This is a genomic window from Rhodanobacter sp. 7MK24 (assembly GCF_014842995.1).
GTDB lineage: Bacteria > Pseudomonadota > Gammaproteobacteria > Xanthomonadales > Rhodanobacteraceae > Rhodanobacter_A.
Window position 1 is genome coordinate 18,774 of record NZ_JACYXL010000016.1, and the last position, 17,689, is coordinate 36,462.

The 17,689-nt window shown below is 59.5% G+C and carries 11 protein-coding genes; 6 read left to right on the top strand and 5 right to left on the bottom strand.

From position 1 onward, the window contains the following. Window positions 1–362: 362 nt before the first annotated feature. Complete coding sequence (locus tag IHE49_RS17720; RefSeq protein WP_192160426.1) at window positions 363–3,227, top strand: PAS domain S-box protein; 2,865 nt, start codon at window positions 363–365, stop codon at window positions 3,225–3,227. Here IHE49_RS17720 and IHE49_RS17725 read toward each other — a convergent pair whose 3' ends face one another. The 4 genes from IHE49_RS17725 to IHE49_RS17740 form a co-directional block, all read right to left on the bottom strand. Beyond that, window positions 3,228–3,596 carry a response regulator gene (locus IHE49_RS17725; protein ID WP_225578546.1) on the bottom strand — a complete coding sequence of 123 codons (369 nt, stop codon included), beginning with the start codon at window positions 3,594–3,596 and terminating at the stop codon, window positions 3,228–3,230. Between the two features lie 121 nt (window positions 3,597–3,717). Further along, window positions 3,718–4,086 carry a response regulator gene (locus tag IHE49_RS17730; RefSeq protein ID WP_192160428.1) on the bottom strand — a complete coding sequence of 123 codons (369 nt, stop codon included), beginning with the start codon at window positions 4,084–4,086 and terminating at the stop codon, window positions 3,718–3,720. Next, window positions 4,083–7,661 carry a chemotaxis protein CheB gene (locus tag IHE49_RS17735; protein ID WP_192160430.1) on the bottom strand — a complete coding sequence of 1,193 codons (3,579 nt, stop codon included), beginning with the start codon at window positions 7,659–7,661 and terminating at the stop codon, window positions 4,083–4,085. Before IHE49_RS17735 ends, IHE49_RS17730 begins: the two co-directional genes overlap by 4 nt. Before the next feature lie 839 nt (window positions 7,662–8,500). Continuing rightward, window positions 8,501–9,463 (bottom strand): cation diffusion facilitator family transporter, encoded by a 963-nt coding sequence (locus IHE49_RS17740; RefSeq protein WP_192160432.1) that lies wholly within the window; start codon window positions 9,461–9,463, stop codon window positions 8,501–8,503. Window positions 9,464–9,906: 443 nt separating this feature from the next. Between IHE49_RS17740 and IHE49_RS17745 the strand changes: the two genes are divergently transcribed. Next, window positions 9,907–10,638, top strand: a complete 732-nt coding sequence (locus tag IHE49_RS17745) for a response regulator transcription factor (RefSeq protein ID WP_192160433.1) — start codon at window positions 9,907–9,909, stop codon at window positions 10,636–10,638. Window positions 10,639–10,793: 155 nt separating this feature from the next. On the opposite strand, the gene IHE49_RS17750 is transcribed toward IHE49_RS17745, so the two are convergent. Further along, window positions 10,794–11,081 carry a hypothetical protein gene (locus IHE49_RS17750; protein ID WP_192160434.1) on the bottom strand — a complete coding sequence of 96 codons (288 nt, stop codon included), beginning with the start codon at window positions 11,079–11,081 and terminating at the stop codon, window positions 10,794–10,796. Window positions 11,082–11,619: 538 nt separating this feature from the next. Here IHE49_RS17750 and IHE49_RS17755 point away from each other — a divergent pair. The 4 genes from IHE49_RS17755 (at window position 11,620) to IHE49_RS17770 (ending at window position 17,446) form a co-directional block, all read left to right on the top strand. Continuing rightward, window positions 11,620–13,080, top strand: coding sequence for a glycosyl hydrolase (locus IHE49_RS17755; protein ID WP_192160435.1), 1,461 nt, complete (start codon window positions 11,620–11,622; stop codon window positions 13,078–13,080). Continuing rightward, window positions 13,077–14,387 carry a glucoamylase family protein gene (locus IHE49_RS17760; protein WP_343227601.1) on the top strand — a complete coding sequence of 437 codons (1,311 nt, stop codon included), beginning with the start codon at window positions 13,077–13,079 and terminating at the stop codon, window positions 14,385–14,387. Before IHE49_RS17755 ends, IHE49_RS17760 begins: the two co-directional genes overlap by 4 nt. Before the next feature lie 112 nt (window positions 14,388–14,499). After that, entirely contained in the window at window positions 14,500–16,353 is a 1,854-nt protein-coding gene (locus IHE49_RS17765) for a thiamine pyrophosphate-requiring protein (RefSeq protein ID WP_343227602.1), read from the top strand. A gap of 22 nt (window positions 16,354–16,375) precedes the next feature. Next, window positions 16,376–17,446, top strand: coding sequence for an enolase C-terminal domain-like protein (locus tag IHE49_RS17770; protein WP_225578547.1), 1,071 nt, complete (start codon window positions 16,376–16,378; stop codon window positions 17,444–17,446). The last annotated feature ends 243 nt before the right edge of the window (window positions 17,447–17,689 follow it).

Here is a 17,689-nt window from a genome sequence, read left to right on the forward strand (position 1 = left end):
GAGCCCAACATCGCCTTCTACGCACAACGTTGCGGGTGTCCGCGCGATCTACGATCTGGTTGGCCCAAGTCCCATAAGAACACTTCAATCCTGCCTCCTTCGAGCCGTGTCCATCCGCGCCCAGTGCTCTGCGCGACGTACTCGATGCCCAATTTGCCGTGGACCGCGAGCAGACCGAAAGCCGCATCCTGACCGAGATGCTGGAGTGGTATTACTTACTCCCTTCTTTCGGTAGATTCTGATGGACGGATGCTGAAGTGGATTCCAGCGGCCACCGCATAGTCTGCTGCCATTCCACGGAAACGCACGCATCGGCGTCGCGGTTCGCACTGCTTTCACATCATCTACACGAGGCTTCGTCGATGACCTGGCTGCATCGGATACTAGGGAACCGACCCGAAGCGGACGCATGGTTCGGCGATCTTGGGCGTTGCATGATTCAGGCGATGCCGTGGCCTGCGTGCGTTTGCGACCGGCAAGGCCAATTGCTGGCCTGGAACGAAGATGCGAAGCGTCTGTTGGAGCTTGTCAGGCCGGATGATTCGACGATCGAAGCCCGGTTCCGGGATCTGTTGCGAAATGGACAGAGAGCCGGGGCAGTCGGAACATCCTTGATTGATGTCTTGCAGAGCGGCGGTCCAGCATGCGACGCGGTGCTGGAAATCGAAAGTGACCCCAGCGTTCGTCTTTTGTTGCATGCCAGGCTGACGCCACTGGTGGGGAAGGACGGTTCCGTCAAAGCCTGCCTGTGCAGCTTTCAGGACCCGCCGCCCTTCAGTGACTTGACCGCGACATTCGGGTGGAAGGGGACCGCAGAGCGCGAGCATCGGCAGGACGATCTATTCCGCCAAATGCTGCAAGCTTTGCCTGTCGCGGTATACACCACGGATGTCAATGGAACCATCATGTTCTTCAACGAGGCCGCGGTCGCTCTTGCGGGACGCCGCCCGTCCGTAAAGGACAAATGGTGCGTCAGCTGGAAGTTGCTTCATCCCGATGGAACACCGCTGCCGCATGACGAGTGTCCCATGGCGGCCACGCTACGCGATGGGTGTGCCAGGTACGCTAGTCAGATCGTCACCGTGCGGCCAGACGGTAGTCGGGTGGTTTGCGAGGCCTATCCTACGCCACTGCTCGACAAGTCGGGCGTGCTCGTCGGCGCGTTGAATGTGCTGATCGATATCAGCGGGCGGATCGATGCAGAGCAAGCGCTTCGTAGTCTCAACGAAACGCTGGAGCAGCGGGTGCTGTATCGGACCAACAGAGCAGAGGCGGCATTGGCGAGGCTGCACCGCCGAGAGCGCGAGTTCGCGTTGTTGGTGGAGAGCGTGCTTGATTACGCGATCATAATGCTGGATCCGGAGGGCAACATCACCCAGTGGAATCGGGGCGCCGAACGGATCTACGGATATCGGTCCGAGGAAATCGTTGGCCGGCATTTCTCGACGTTTCACACCCCGGAAGACCGCGCCAACGGGATGCCGGAGAAGGTACTGGCAACTGCCTCGTGCGAGGGTAGACATGAGGGAGAAGGTTGGCGCCTACGCAAGGACGGCAGCCTTTTCTGGGTGAGCGCCATTGTCGATCCTATCGTCGATAAGGGGCAACTGGTGGGTTTCGCCAAGATAACCCGGGACATCACCGAAAGGATGAAAAGCCAGGCAGCTATCGTCGAGAACGAGCGGCGAGCACGCGCTGTGATCGATACCGCACCGGACGGCTTCGTTCAATTGGATCCCGCGGGCAGGGTAGTCGAATGGAATCCCGCCGCAGTCACGATGTTCGGCTGGTCGCGCGAGGAGGCGATCGGTAAGGAACTCATTCAATTGATCGTGCCGGATGACGAACGCGACCGCTTTGTTGAACGTGTTTCGTTGAGCAGCGCCAACATGTTCCAGCATGATGCGGTACCGCTCAAGCTGCGGGCGAAAGGCGGCGATCTTGTTACTGTCGAGCTTAACTTCGGCACTCGCTCATCCTGGGGCAATGATCCACTCAACCTGTTTATCAGTGATATCGGTGAAAGGATTTCGATCGAGGCGCAACTGCGTCAAATGCAAAAAATGGAATCCGTTGGCATGCTGGCAGGAGGCATAGCCCATGACTTCAACAACCTGCTGCAAGGGATTATCGGCGCGGTCGAGATCATCGATCTGCGAATCAAGGACAACGATACGCGCGACGTTTCCCGCTTCATCGATGGCGCATTGAATTCCGCCCAGCGCGCTGCCGCGCTCACGCAGCGACTGTTGAGCTTTTCGCGCAAACAGCCGCTCGATCCGCAGTCGGTCGATGCAAATCAATTAGTCTTGTCCATGAGCGACATGCTACAGCACACCATGGGGGAAGCAGTCGCGATCGATTTGGAGCTTGCAGACGACCTGTGGTCCTGCCGGTGCGACGCGAACCAGTTGGAAAGCGCATTGCTCAATCTTTCGATCAATGCCCGCGACGCCATGCCGGAGGGCGGACGCTTGACCCTGCGCTCGGCTAACCTCGATATCGACGAGTCGGCCGCGGCTCATCGGCCGGACCTCCACTGCGGGCAATTCGTGCTACTGACGATTACCGATACGGGAATGGGCATCCCGAAAGAGATCGTTGACCAAGTGTTCGACCCGTTCTTCACCACCAAGGAAGTCGGACGTGGAACAGGCTTGGGATTGTCGATGGTGTACGGGTTTGCACAACAGTCCGGCGGCTTCTGCGAGATCCGCAGCGAGGTGGACAAGGGCACCATCGTCAGTATCGGTCTGCCGAGGAACCTTGCGCCTCCGCCGGAAACGCCGCGCGTAGCGCAACTGCACCCTATCAGAGGCGCGGGCGAACTGGTTCTGGTGGTGGAAGACGAGCCAGTGGTACGCGGCATCGTCGTCCAGGTGCTGCACCAGTTGGGTTATTCCACCCTGGAAGCGGCTAATGGCGATGAGGCGCTCGGTTTGCTCCTGACGCAGGAGTCCGTCGATCTGCTGATATCTGACCTAGGTTTGCCTGGAATGACCGGATGCACTCTGGTGGAGGCCGCCCACGTCATGCGCCCGAAACTGAAGATTCTGCTGATGAGCGGCTATGCGCCAGATAAGACCCAAGGCGGCAAGCAAGCGACTCAGAAGTGGCCGCTGATCACCAAGCCCTTCAGCACCGCGAAACTTGCCCGCTGCATTCGCGAAGTGATGAGTAAGGAAGAGGACTCGCAACCAGATCCCGTGCAGAAGGACGGCGCTTGACTACGCTTGGCGAAGCAAGGATCGCACGGTGCGTTGCAGCTCCGCATTGCTCACCGGCTTCATCAGAACACACAACTGCGGGAACTCCGCTACCAGGGCAGACTGATCGCTGCCGGAGATCACGACGAACGGGACGTTTTGCGCCATCATGGCCAGCAGCACAGGGCGCGCGCTTTCGCCGCGCAGTTCCATATCGAGCAACACGGCATCGAATTCGCCCGCGTCAACCTCCGTGAGCGCATTGACCAGACTGAGGTCGACGATGACTTCCAGCCCCAATTTTTGCAGGACGTCCTCCAGCACCATGGCGACGACGGGGTCGTCTTCGATCACCAACACGCGTCCAAGCATCGATATTTCGCCCTGCATGCCCCCTCCATAGTCCTCTCATACGACCTGTTCCCGGTGTTCAACCTATCGCCAATCGCAGCATGACACCATCAACATGCATCATGGGGACGAGTGTTCTTCGAACAGTTCCAATATTAGGCTACGCGGCTCGCCCGGCGGCGATCATGCGATCCAAGGCATCCTCGATATGCTTCACGCTATAGGGCTTCAGCAACACTTCGACGTCGCGATATTCGTCCGGTAATCCGTCGCTTCCATAACCGGAAGCGAATACGAACGGGATCTTTCGGCGGCGCAACTCCGCGGCGAGCGGAAAGCTATCTTCACCTGCGAGATTGATGTCCAGGATAGCGGCATCGACCCACTCCGTCGCAGCGAGCTCCATGCCCTGGCTCAATCGGGCCGTCAACAATACGCTGAAGCCGGCGCGCTGAATCACATCCTCCAGCGTCATTGCTACCAGCATTTCATCCTCGGCAACCAGAATGCAGGGCGTGGCGCTGCTCATGGTGACGCCTTTTGCGCATCGAGTGGCACGTCGATCGTGCAGCGAACGCCTTCACGAAGAAATTCGAGCTTAACTTTGCCATCCAGCTCATGCGGCAGGCCATTGGCGATCAGGCGCGCACCGAAACCGCGATGGGTGGGCTCGACCACGACAGGCCCATCGATTTCCTGCCAGCACAGATGCAGCCGGGGATTGCGACGCGCGGAATCAACCTTCCAGCTCACCTCGATACGTCCATTCGGGACTGACAAGGCGCCATATTTCACAGCGTTGATGGTCAGTTCGTGCAGCGCCATGCTCAGCGCCAAGGCAGATTTCGGGGCGAGCCTAACGTCCGTGCCCTGAACCTGCACTCGCGCGTTCGCAGCGACGTCCGGCCCATTGCCTTCCTGATAGGGTGCAAGTTCGTTCAAGAGCAGAGCGTTGAGGTTGACGTCCTCCCAGGACTTTTGCGCGAGCAGGTTGTGCGTATTCGATAGGGCCTGCAGTCGGGCTAGGAAATCGGTCTGGAATTCTTCGAGACTGGAGGCGCGGCTGAGCGTTTGCATGACGATGCCTTGCACGCTGGCCAGCGTATTCTTGACTCGGTGATTAAGCTCTCCAATCATCCGGCGGCCATGTTCTTCGGCATGCCGACGTTCGGTAATATCGCGCGCGATGAGCGCTCCGCCGATGATGCGGTCGTCTGCATCACGCATTAGCGCGTTGGTCACCGATACAGGTATCTGATGATCATCGCTGGTACGCCAGGTGGCTTCGAACTCGCCGTCGTGCTCGCGCGCAAAGGCGTCGTACGCCCCGCTGCCGGCGCCGGGTGGCAGCAGCGTCGCGATGGGCTGGCCTAGTATCTGCTCCGCGCGATAGCCGAGAATACGCTCGGCCCCGGCATTCCAACTGGTGATTGTATCGTCCACGGTGTAACCGATGATCGCGTCCTGCGAATTGTCGACAATGGCTGCCAACCGTGCGCGTGCGGTCTCGCTGCGATGGTTCTGTGTGATATCCACGAAGGTCAAAACCACACCATCGACGACCTGCTCGACGGTGTGGTAAGGCCGTATGCGCAGCAAATAGACCGATTCACCGGGGGAGCCCTCGCCCAACCTCCGCTCGAAAACACCAAGCTCGCTTGTGACGCGCGCCACGTCACTGGCCAGGTCGGGATAGTTGATGCGCGCGGAAATCTCAGTAATCGGGCGGCCGCGGTCGCCCTCGCGCAAGTGGAAAAGCTCCTTTATCGCCGGCGTGAAGTTGCGGATGTGCATGCTGCGGTCCAGGAACAGCGTGGCAATCTGGGTGCTGTCCATCAGGTTGACCAAGTCGCTGTTCAGCCGCGTCAGTATTTCGTTCTTGCTACTGGCTTCGGCGTTGACGACATTCAGTTCCTCATTGACTGATTGCATCTCCTCCTTGGACGTTTCCAGCTCCTCGTTCGCGGACTGCAACTCCTCGTTGACCGACTGGTATTCCTCGTTGGCCGACTTCAGCTCTTCAGTGGCTGACTCATGTAGCTCGATGGCCGTATGCAACTGCGTCCGCGCCGAATCCAACTCATGCTCAAGGGCACGGATACGCTCGAGCGCGTCGGAAGGTGTCCCGTCTACTGTGTCGGCCGGAGGCAATGGCAGACTCCGTTCTTCGAAAGCAAGCAGGCAGAGGTCATTCTCGTCGGTCAACGGTTCGGCAATCAGCCGAAGAAGCTGCCTTCTCCCGTCGATTTCCACCGAGAGTCCATCGCGGACGAGTGCTTGATTGCCGCTGAAAACCTCGCGTATGAGTGCGCGCGCCGGTTCCCGTAGGCCCTTGTGCAGCAATGTATGAACATTGAGATTGGCCGTTCCTGTGGAAGGCGAGAGATAGCGGCCGGTGTCGCCAGAGAAGCGCAGGATGTCGTGATGCCTATTGATCACTAGATAGGCGGGCGAATATTTCTCCAACACGCGGCGTACGTTTCGATCAATACTGTCTTCCATACTCCGGGAGGGTGGGGCAGCGATACGTGCACCTATCCGTCCGACCGGACTGCGTTCGTTCGCTTGAAACGCCGGTATGCCGGTCACCCGCTGGCTTTCGCGGCGCTGGTACAGGCGTCGCTTCTTGTCGATTTCGGCAAATAGTTGCGCACTGCGGCCAGGGCTTTCGGATGGCCCGAGCAAGAGGAACCCGCCGGGTTGCAAGGCGTAATGAAAGGTCTGGAAGAGCCGCTCCTGCAGATCAGAATCCATGTAGATCAGCAGATTGCGGCATGAAACCAGATCCAGCCGCGAGAAGGGCGGATCCTTGATTACGCTGTGTGGCGAGAAGATACACATTTCGCGCAGGGATTTTGCCACGCAGTAATCTTCTCCATCCTTGTTGAACCAGCGCTCCAGACGCTCTGGGGTCATTCCCTGCAAGGGCATCCGATAACGCCCGGCTCGAGCGATGTCGATAGCGCGATCGTCGAGGTCCGTGGCGAAGATCTGCACCTTGGGTGCACTCTGAGCGCCGATAGCCTCGCGCAGCAGTATCGCGATCGAATATGCCTCTTCGCCAGTAGCACAGCCGGGCACCCATACGCGCAACGTGTCGGCAGCGCCCTTGTCGGCCAGCATGCGCGGTATCGCCTCGTCGCGCAGCGCGGCAAAAGCGGGAGCATCGCGGAAGAATTCCGTGACTCCGATCAGCAACTCGCGAAACAGCTGCTGATGTTCCTGTGAGTGCTGCTCGAGGTAGGCGATGTAGTCGGGAACAGTTTCGGTCTGGCATACCAGCATCCGGCGCTGGATACGTCGCAGCAGGGTGCTGCGCTTGTAATGGCTGAAATCGTGACCGACTTGGGTGCGCAATAGCCGGCACAACGTCCGCAGATGCGCTCCCAGATCCCGGCGGATGCCATGGTCGTCATGCCTTTTACGGGTGTCGACAATCTGCTTGCGATAGGTCAACAGCCGCGCTGGCATCGCTTCCACGGGCAGAACGTCGTCGACGTAGCCGGTGGACGCTGCGCTGGCTGGCATGCCGCTCATCGCTAGGTGATCGAAGCCGGACTGAGCCATAGTCAGGCCACCTCGGTCCTTGATCGCGCGCAAGCCGAGCGCGCCATCGCTACCGGTGCCGGACAACACGATGCTAACGGCACAGTCACCAAGATCCTCTGCCAGCGACGCAAAGAACGTATTGATCGGCCAGCGATCCTGGCGCGGCGGAGCCGGCTTGCTGACCTTGAGCACGCCGTCTGCGATGGTCAACGTGGCGTTGGGCGGAATTACGTAAACATGATCAGGGGCTACACGCTCGCCATCGGTTGCTTCGGTCACGGGCATGGTGGTGGCGCGTCCCACAAGTTCAGCAAGCAGGCTAACGTGTTCTGGCGAGAGGTGCTGTACGAGGACATACGCAAAGCCACCCTTGGACGCGCCTACATCCGTGTGCAGGTTCGAGAAGAAGGCCTTATACGCTTCCAGACCCCCAGCAGAGGCGCCGATGCCGACTACCAAAAGCGGCGAAAGTTGCTCCGGCGTCGCTGCAGGACGAGGCAAGGAGGCTTTATCCTTGTCCATGGATTCGCGCGAAATGGACGACGCTTTCTTCATCGAATCGGTCCGTGGCGGCTTGCGCCGCCTAAGCATTCCGCATTATGCGTCGTGGCGTGTACTGTTTCATCCTGCTGGATCGCAAGCTCAATGCTCGGGAAGCTTGGCTGCACCGGAAGCGCATGCCGCATGCCTGCAGCGACATTCGGCCGGTTCATCCGAGAGCGGTGTCTCCACGCGCTTACGGCAGTAGTCGCTGCAATAAGGCTCGTCGCATCGCACCATGCAATGGCAGGCGGGATGGGCACAACGTTGCTCGCGATCGTTCATCGGTTTCTCCGGTTGGGTGGATCGAGCGCCGCCTTCGGGATTCTCTTAGGAGTCCGCACCTTGCTGAGCGACAGGATTCGCCAGCGAGATCGCGGCCACGAAGGAAGGCGCTGAAGCCGCCTATCGCATCAGCCATTTCTCGAAACCGGTTCGATCATGATCGCGGCCACGTTGAGTTTTCGTCACAACCGGATGCCGTCAACTGCTTCCCCACGGTCGATGAGCCGATTAAAGACGCGTGTACGTCACCTATAGTGTCAGTCGCCCTAGCTCACCTTCAACGCGAGGGGACGCACATCGCGCGGCCCCACCTCGCCGTCAGTAAAAAAAAGCCCATGCCTGATGCCGCGTATAGGGTGGAGAGAGTGGTCCTGGCAATCAGTCGGGCAACGTGAGCAGTACACGGAGCGAACGAGATCGAGATGAAGTCATCCCGGAAGCAGTCCGGAACGGCATGCGAAGTTGGATCGGAAGAGCCACAAGAACAACTGACGCTCAGTGAGCGAATCGAAGGCGGTTTGTACTCAAAGTCCACAGGCCTTGTGGTGCGGCCAAGCGGAGATGAGAGTTCAGTTATCCAGTTCATGCGCGTTCGCTTCGATCGCGCGGCGGCGATCTTGCCAGACTTTGGCGGTCTGCGGCTTGATGAACAGCGAAATGATCTCCGGGCGAGCCACCTTTGCTCGCTTTTCGATCCGATGGACGCAGGCTTCGATCTGTGTGGTGGAAAGCACATCCTCGAATTCGGCGCTCAGCGCAGCAACTACCTGATGTGGCCCCATCTGCACGGTCAATACGCCATTGGCGGTGCGCACGTCAGCGTCGGCGGCGGCGATCGCCATGATCGCATCGCTTACGGCGGGATGGGCGGTTTCGCCGATTAGCAACCCTTTGGTTTCCCGTGCGAGCAGCAGAGCCGAGACGGCCAGCACGCAGCCGATGCCAACAGAGGCAATGCCGTCGAACACCGGCAATTTGAGCAGTTGCGCACCTGCCAGTCCAATCAGCGCAATCAGCAACCCGACCAGAGCCGCACTGTCTTCCAGTAGCACGGTGAAGGTGGTCGGATCCTTACTTAGGCGAAACGCCTCGAAGTAGCCAAGCTTGCCTTTGCGGGCGCGGAATTCGCGCAATGCGACACACCATGAGCTGCCTTCGAACAGCATCGAAAACAGCAGAACGATGTAATTCACGCCGGAATGATCGATCGTCTTATTGCGTGCAATGTGGACGACACCTTCGTAGAAGGAGAGACCAGCGCCTATCGCCAGAACCAGCAGCGCCACAATGAAGCTCCAGAAATACAGTTCGCGACCATGTCCGAACGGATGCAGTGGATCCGGAGGCATAGCGGCGCGGCGCAAACCATAAAGGAGCAGCAATTCATTGGTGGTATCGACAAGAGAATGCACGCCTTCGCTCAGCATTGCTGAACTGCCGGAATAAGCTGCTGCCATGAACTTCACGACAGCAATCAGCAGGTTGCCGCCGAGCGCAACATAGACCACTTTGTGTGAAGCGGAGGGAGGCATCGGGCAAGGTATCGCCGTGATCGGTGCCTCATGCCGTGGGGCGTTCGGGAGGTGGTGGCACGGGATCGCCTATTGGTAATGGCGCGGGTTCCGGCTCGACCAGTGGTGGACGCCCCGGTTGCGGAAATGGCGGAGCGGGTGGTGGCATCGGCGCTGGCGGTTCGCCGGGATGGCTTGGTGGTACGGGCTCTTGTGGCGCAGGCGCAGGTTCCGGTGGAGCCGGCATGCTTTGCAAGAGCGACGACAACGTAAAGGGAAACATGAGGGATTCCGATTTTTTCGATGGCTTCCATCATTTCGGGCCGCTTGTTACTTCGCCATGAACTTTGGGTGGGTGAATTGTCGCAGCTGCAAGACATCCAGCGGGCGCGTCACTTTCACTTGCCCGTCATCTCTTCTCCGCTTAGCTGGTATGTGCAGGGGGCGATATCGCAGGAATTCACATGAGCATGCGTGATGACCAGAAAGGTTTGATCTTGCTGGTGGAAGACAATCGCCAGATCTCCGAGCCATTAGGCGAATTTCTCGAAAAAATCGGTTACTCCGTCGACTACGCTGCCGACGGTCCTAGCGGATTGCATCTTGCAGTGACTGGCAGCTATGACGTCCTCGTGCTCGACCTCTCATTGCCTGGGATGGACGGCCTGGAGGTATGCCGGAAACTGCGCCGTGAAGCAAACAGAGCCACTCCTCTTCTGATGCTTACAGGGCGCGGCAGCCTGGACGACAAGCTCACGGGTCTGGAAGCAGGTGCTGACGACTATCTCGTGAAGCCGTTCCAGTTGAGTGAGCTTGCGGCGCGGGTGCATGCCCTGATTCGACGCGATCGTCGGCAGGTGTCTACCGAGATTCTGACCGTCGGCGATATGGTGCTCGATACGGCGATCCTGCGGTTAACGCGTGCTGGCAAGGTGCTCAATGTGTCGCCGATTGGACTGAGGTTGCTGGCGATCCTGATGCGTGAATCTCCGCGCGTGGTAAGCCGACGCGACATCGAGCGCGAAATCTGGGGCGATACGCTTCCTGACTCCGATACCTTGCGCTCGCACCTGTACAACCTGCGTCGCATCATCGACAAGCCATTCGCCAACCAACTGCTCCATACCATTCATTCGGCAGGCTATCGCGTCGCGGATCTTGATACGGAAATGAGCGCTGCGGGGGATGCGGCCTGAGTCCGATGTTTCCTGGAACTACCTGTCCTTTCCGCCGAATGCCATAAGCAAATCGTGTGGCGGAAAGAGATGTGGCGAATCAAGTCCAGACAATGCCTGCGACGAGTCGAATGCCCCGTCAAGGCCAGAAGTGGCCGCGACGGATAAGCTGTTTTCTAGAACTCGTCAACGAATTCGATGCCGACGCCTAGCCGGCGAGTAAGGTCTTCCGCCTTTCTGCGCACAGTATCGAATACCTCGTCGTCGCGGACCTCGACTTCGACACAATAGACCTTTCCCTCGCTATCACTGGCCTGCTCCGACGAGCTGGAATCGTCGCGCATACGAGGTATCAAGTCGTCGACTTCTTCGACATGGTCGACTTCGTCGATGCCGTGCAACGAAGTGATGAGAGTGTCTGCATCGTCACGTTGGCCGATGAGTCGAAATCGAACCATGGGCATGTGAGTTCTCCGAAAAATATTCTGTAGATGGATCCTTGCAGGACTCTTGCATCTTTGAGGTGACGAAACGCCACGCATGTCCTCGTGAGAACGTAACAACCACACCGCGTTAACTTCGCCATTCCTACGCTTAGATTTTTCCTCGAAGAAATCGTGTGAGTCTTCGTGTTTCCGCTGATCTATTTGGTGAGACGCGCAGGATGAACACTAAACGTTGCCGCTCCAGCGTAGCTGGCCTCGCCATCCGCATTAGCTAAGCAGATCGACACATTGATCGTGTTGCTGATTTTTCCTGGCGCGAGCAGTGCACTGATTTCTCTTCGGGGTATTCGATGCGTTCACCAATCTCGGCATCGCGCAGCACTAGGTATTGCTTATGACGATCTTCATGTGTTTGCGCGGCGGATCGCTGATCTTCACTGCCTCGGCGGCTGGGCTTGCATGGTCGTCGATGCCGATCGTGCTAGCGGCGGTCGGTATGCCGACGCAAGGAAGCACCGCATGCAGGGTGGTGACATCTGAACGGAGGAGATGAACGATGCCCGAATTCCATTGCAATCTCGACCAGACAGGCGACCTCTTGCGCCATGTGTGGTCGCACACCATTGGAAGCGATCACGCGCGTATGGCCTTGCGTGCGGATTGGCGCGAGCAGATGCGCCGTGTGCGTGAGGAACTCGGTGTCGAATATGTGCGCTTCCATGGGCTGCTCGACGACGATATGGCGATTCTGTTGGATGAGCAGGACACGCTGCACTACGGCTTCCACAACGCGGACCTGATCATCGATTTCCTGCGCGAGATCGGCATGCGCCCGTTCGTGGAACTGAGTTTCATGCCCACCGCGCTGGCATCAGGCCACACCACAGTATTCAGTTATCGCGGCAACGTGACGCCGCCGAAGAAACTGGCCGACTGGGAAGCGCTGATCGATCGACTGCTGCGACACTGGGTCGATCGCTACGGACTGGACGAGGTGCGCAGGTGGTACTTCGAAGTATGGAATGAGCCCAATATTTCCTCGTTCTGGACCGGAACCCAGGCCGACTATTTCGAGCTGTACCGGCACACCGCGACTACCATCAAGTCGGTCGATGCTCAGTTGCAGGTGGGTGGTCCCGCCACTGCCAATGACGAATGGATCGCGGACTTCGTGGCGTTCTGCCGGCGAGCGAGGCTGCCGTGTGATTTCGTATCAACCCATCATTACCCAACCGACGCATTCGGCAAGCCGGGCGACGACACCGAAAAACAGCTTTCGTTGGCAACGCGTGGCATCTTGCATCGGCGCGTGCTGGACAGCTGTGCCGCAGCGGCCACTCTGCCTGTGTACTACACAGAATGGTGTAGCTCGTCCAATCCGTTCTTCAAGCTTCATGACGAGCCATACGCGGCAGCTTTCATGATCAAGAACTTCTTGGCCGTAGCCGATTTGGTGCAGTGCTATAGCTGGTGGACGTTCTCGGACATTTTCGCCGAGAACTACTTTTCCTCGGTACCGTTCCATGGCGGCTTCGGCCTACTCACTATAGACGGCATCCCCAAACCTACTTATCGCGCGTTCCAGATGCTGCACCGGCTCGGTCATGAACGGCTTCGGGTGGACGGTGCGCATGTCACAGTGGACGCTGCGGTGGTGCGCGGGGAGGGCGTCGTGATGGTGCTGCTGAGCAACCACGCGTTCCCAGAACATCCGATCGCGGCCGAGAAAGTGACAATTGAACTTGCCTGCTCACAGCCACCCACTGGCGCGTGGCTGGAGCGCATCGACGAAGATCATTGCAATCCGCGCAAGCTATGGGAGGAGCTTGGCTCTCCGGACTATCCAAATGCCGAGCAGCAGCATCGGCTGAACGAGGCTGCGCTCCTGCAACGCGAGCCATTGCGGTGGCACGCGAAGACCGGTGGATTCTCACTGAACATCGATCTGCCTCCGCACGCCGTCGCTGCGATCACGCTGCATGTCCCGAATGACGACAGCACGGGAGAATCTTCGTGAAAAAATCAATGACAGGATCCAGCAACGAAGATTTGCTGGACCTGATCCAGCACGATTCGTTCCGATACTTCATCGATCACCGCCAGCCCGGCAACGGACTGATACCCGACTCGACCGAGCCGCACTCGCCATGCAGCATCGCCGCGGTGGGGTTCGCCTTGTCTTGTTATCCAGTAGCGGTGGAGCGGAGCTGGATGACACGCGCAGCGGCGCGCAAGCTGGTCTTGGGGACGTTGCGCTTCTTTCTGATGGCGGATCAGTCCGGCGCGCCCGATGGCGTCGGTTACAAAGGATTCTTCTATCACTTCCTCGATCTCCGGACGGGACGGCGCGCGGGTAATTGCGAGCTTTCCACTATCGACACCGCATTGCTGGTGGCGGGCATGCTCACCTGTGCGCAGTACTTCAGCGGCGAGCATCGTGAAGAAGCCGAAATCCGCACCGCAGCGAATGCAATCTATGACAGCGTCGACTGGCGCTGGGCACAACATGGTGGCGCCGGCATCTCGATGGGGTGGAAGCCGGAGCGTGGCTTCCAGCGCGCCAGCTGGGTGGGTTACAACGAGGCGCTGATCATGTATGCGCTGGCACTCGGTTCAGCAAGCCATCCACCCACCTCCAATGTCTATGCCCACTGGCTGAGCGGCTACCGCTGGAAGCGGATCTATGAATTGGCCTACGTGTATGCCGGACCGATGTTTATTCATCAGTTCTCGCATGTCTGGATCGACTTCCTGGGAATCCACGATGCCTATATGGCGGAGAAGGGTATCGATTATTTCGAGAACAGTCGCCGTGCCACGTATGTGCAATACGAATACGCACGGCGCAACCCGCGAGGTTTCGAAGGTTATCAGGCGAAGTGCTGGGGGTTGACCGCTACCCATGGCCCAGGGCCGGCGGCGCAAAAGAGGAAAGGTAAGCTGTTGCGCTTCGCCGGCTACGCTGCACGCGGCGCGCCATTCGGACCGGACGACGGAACGATGGCGCCGTGGGCATCGCTGGCTTCACTGCCTTTCGCACCCGAGTTGGTGGTGCCCACCCTGCGCCATCTGGTCGAGGAAACTGAGAACCCGCGCAACGACTTCGGGTTCTACGCCTCTTTCAATTCAAGCTTCCATGCCAAACGTGGCGATGTCGGCTGGGCTTCACCGTGGCACTACGGATTGCACCAGGGTCCCATCGTGCTGATGCTGGAAAACTATCGCAATGGCCTGATCTGGCGCTTGATGCGCGACTGCGCGCCTTTGGTGCGCGGTCTGCGCCGCGCCGGCTTTCACGGTGGTTGGCTTGATCATGCGTCCTGAAGGAAAGAACGTGAGCGCGCCCGTCACTGGTGTGATGAAGATACACACAGCGTACTTATAGTCCACTAACGACATGCCGCGCAGGATGACTTTCATTCGCCGACCCTGTTCGGTGCCTGCGCGGGTCGCTTACGGCCCATGTCCCCGATCAGAACCGGAGAACCGAGCCATGAGCGAGAACGTCAGCGATTTTCTGTTGCACCGGCTGACCGAATGGGGCATCGAGCGCTTATACGGCTTTCCCGGCGATGGCATCAATGGACTGATGGGCGCGATCGATCGCGCAGGCGACAAATTCAAGTTGGTGCGCGCAAGGCACGAGGAGATGTGCGCATTCATGGCCTGTGCGCACGCCAAGTTCACCGGCGAGGTCGGCGTGTGCCTGGCTACTTCCGGGCCAGGCGCCATCCATCTGCTAAACGGCCTGTACGATGCCAAGCTCGATCACCAGCCCGTCGTAGCCATTGTAGGCCAGCAGGCGCGCGCGGCGTTGGGTGGTCAATATCAGCAGGAGGTCGACCTGGTCTCGTTGTTCAAGGACGTGGCCAGCGATTACGTGGAGATGATCACGGTCCCCGCGCAGGTCCGTCATGTGGTGGATCGCGCGCTGCGCATCGCGATCGCCAAGCGTACGGTGACCTGCATCATCGTACCTAACGATGTGCAGATCCTCGGCGCGGTGCCGGTGCCGCCCCGTGCGCATGGCACCATCCATTCCGGTTTCGGCTATCGCCCTCCACGGGTGGTACCGGTCGAGGGCGATCTGCGTCATGCCGCCGATCTGCTGAATGCGGGCAGCAAGGTGGCGATCCTGGTTGGTGCTGGCACGTTGGCGGCCGCCGACGAGGTGATCGAAGTTGCCGAGCTGCTTGGTGCGGGCGTAGCTAAAGCGCTGCTAGGCAAGGCGGCGTTACCCGACGAGCTGCCGTACGTCACCGGGTCCATCGGCCTGCTCGGTACCAAACCGAGCTGGGACATGATGATGGAGTGCGACACGCTGCTGATGATCGGATCGCGCTTCCCGTATTCTGAATTCCTGCCAAAGGAAGGGCAGGCGCGCGGCGTGCAGATCGATCTCGATCCCGCGATGCTCTCGATCCGCTACCCGATGGAGATCAGTCTGGTCGGCGACGCTGCTGCCACGTTACGTGCGCTGATTCCACTGCTACAGCACAAGACTGACCGTGGCTGGCGCGAGACGATCGAGAAGAACGTTGCCGAATGGTGGCGCGTGCTGGAGGCGCGGGCGATGCATGAGGCCGTTCCGATCAATCCCGAACGCATGTTCTGGGAGCTGTCCTCGCGACTGCCTGACAATTGCATCCTAGCTTCGGATTCAGGCTCCTCGGCCAACTGGTACGCACGCGACCTCAAGGTTCGGCGCGGCATGATGGCCTCACTATCCGGTTGCCTGGCAACGATGGGGCCGGGCGTGCCGTACGTGATCGCGGCAAAATTCGCGTTCCCCGAGCGCGTCGCCATTGCGATGGTCGGCGACGGCGCAATGCAGATGAACGGTAATGCCGAACTTATCACGATCGGCGACTACTGGAAGGAGTGGGCCGACCCGCGCCTGGTGATCCTGGTGCTCAACAATCGCGATCTGAACCAGGTGACCTGGGAGCAGCGCGTGATGGAAGGCGATCCGAAATTCGAAGTCGCCCAGCATGTGCCGGATTTCCCTTATGCACGCTACGCCGAGATGCTCGGGCTGAAAGGCATCATGGTGAATGATCCCGCACAGATCGGTGCTGCATTCGACGCCGCGTTGTCCGCGGATCGACCATGCGTCATCGAGGCGATCACCGACCCCGACGTGCCGCCGTTGCCGCCTCATATCACGCTGAAAGAGGCCAAAGCGTTTGCCGAATCGATGCTCAAGGGCGACGAGGACACGGGCGGCATGATCCGGCAGTCCGCCAAGGAGGTGCTTGCCACCTTCCTTCCCGGTCATCGTGGACATTGACATGGATGCGGTGAAACTCCAGATGCCAAAAGTGTCTGTGTACACAGTGCCGACTGACCTGCCGGAATCCGATGGTACCTTGGCGTGGGAATCAACCACGCTTGTGTTGGTCGAGATCGACGCTGGGGGCAAACACGGCCTGGGTTACAGCTACGCCGATGGCGCCACAGCCGTTTTGGTACGCGACACCCTGGCCAAGGTCGTGACTGGACGCAACGCACTGGACATTGCCGCCGTGTGGGCAGCGATGCTCGCTGCGATCCGCAATCTCGGTCGCCCCGGCATTGCCTCGATGGCCGTCGCTGCGGTGGATAATGCCTTGTGGGATCTCAAGGCGAAGTTGTTGGACCTGTCTCTGCTGGATTTACTGGGCGCGGTGCGTGAGGCGATTCCGGTATACGGCAGTGGCGGCTTCACCTCCTATACCGACAAGCAGCTTGCCGAACAGCTTGGCGGTTGGGTGGAGTCGGGCATCGGCATGGTCAAGATGAAGGTGGGGCGGAGTCCGGATCGCGACGTGGCGCGTGTACGGACGGCTCGCGGCGCTGTCGGTGGTACGCGCCTGTTTGTGGACGCCAACGGCGCCTACACGCGCAAGCAGGCGCTGGCGCTGGCGCATTCCTTCGCCGAACTTGGCGTGAGCTGGTTCGAGGAGCCGCGCCCCTCGCATGACCTGGATGGCCTGCACCTGCTGCGGGACCGCGCGCCGCCCGGCATGGACATCACCGCCGGCGAATACGGTTACGACGCGGTGTACTTCCGCCGCATGCTCGCGGCAGACGCGGTGGACGTACTCCAGGCCGACGCCACGCGCTGCGCCGGCATCAGCGGCCTGCTTGGCGTGGCCGCGCTGTGCGAAGCGTTCGACTTGCCGCTGTCCTCGCATTGTGCGCCGGCTATCCACGTGCAGCCGCTTTGCGCGCTGCGGCCGGCGATCCATGCAGAGTATTTCCACGACCACGTGCGCATCGAGCAACTGCTCTTCGATGGTGCGCTTTTGCCGGTCGACGGCGTGCTGCGCCCAGATCGAACCCGGCCAGGGTTGGGGTTGGTTTTGAAAGAACACGACGCCGCGCGCTACGCGGCGCATTGAATCGCGACGGTCCGGTGATTCCGGCCAGCGGGCAAGCTCAGGTGAGCGGGGAACATGTCATGCAGATCGATCACGAGCAGGAACAATGCCAGCGCCACGGATGCCGATGCAGAGTGCCCAATGGGCAGGCGTATTGCAGTGAGGAGTGCCGCTACGCGGCTGAGGGATCTTCAGTGCGCACGAGGGCGGGCGACGGTTGCCAGTGCGGTCATGACGACTGCAGCGCTGGTACCCATTCGCTAG

Bases quoted from the DNA above. Each gene is read 5' to 3' on its own strand.
- IHE49_RS17720 (WP_192160426.1), top strand. From the start codon at position 363: ATGACCTGGCTGCATCGGATACTAGGGAACCGACCCGAAGCGGACGCA.
- IHE49_RS17725 (WP_225578546.1), bottom strand. From the start codon at position 3,596: ATGCAGGGCGAAATATCGATGCTTGGACGCGTGTTGGTGATCGAAGAC.
- IHE49_RS17730 (WP_192160428.1), bottom strand. From the start codon at position 4,086: ATGAGCAGCGCCACGCCCTGCATTCTGGTTGCCGAGGATGAAATGCTG.
- IHE49_RS17735 (WP_192160430.1), bottom strand. From the start codon at position 7,661: ATGAAGAAAGCGTCGTCCATTTCGCGCGAATCCATGGACAAGGATAAA.
- IHE49_RS17740 (WP_192160432.1), bottom strand. From the start codon at position 9,463: ATGCCTCCCTCCGCTTCACACAAAGTGGTCTATGTTGCGCTCGGCGGC.
- IHE49_RS17745 (WP_192160433.1), top strand. From the start codon at position 9,907: ATGAGCATGCGTGATGACCAGAAAGGTTTGATCTTGCTGGTGGAAGAC.
- IHE49_RS17750 (WP_192160434.1), bottom strand. From the start codon at position 11,081: ATGCCCATGGTTCGATTTCGACTCATCGGCCAACGTGACGATGCAGAC.
- IHE49_RS17755 (WP_192160435.1), top strand. From the start codon at position 11,620: ATGCCCGAATTCCATTGCAATCTCGACCAGACAGGCGACCTCTTGCGC.
- IHE49_RS17770 (WP_225578547.1), top strand. From the start codon at position 16,376: ATGCCAAAAGTGTCTGTGTACACAGTGCCGACTGACCTGCCGGAATCC.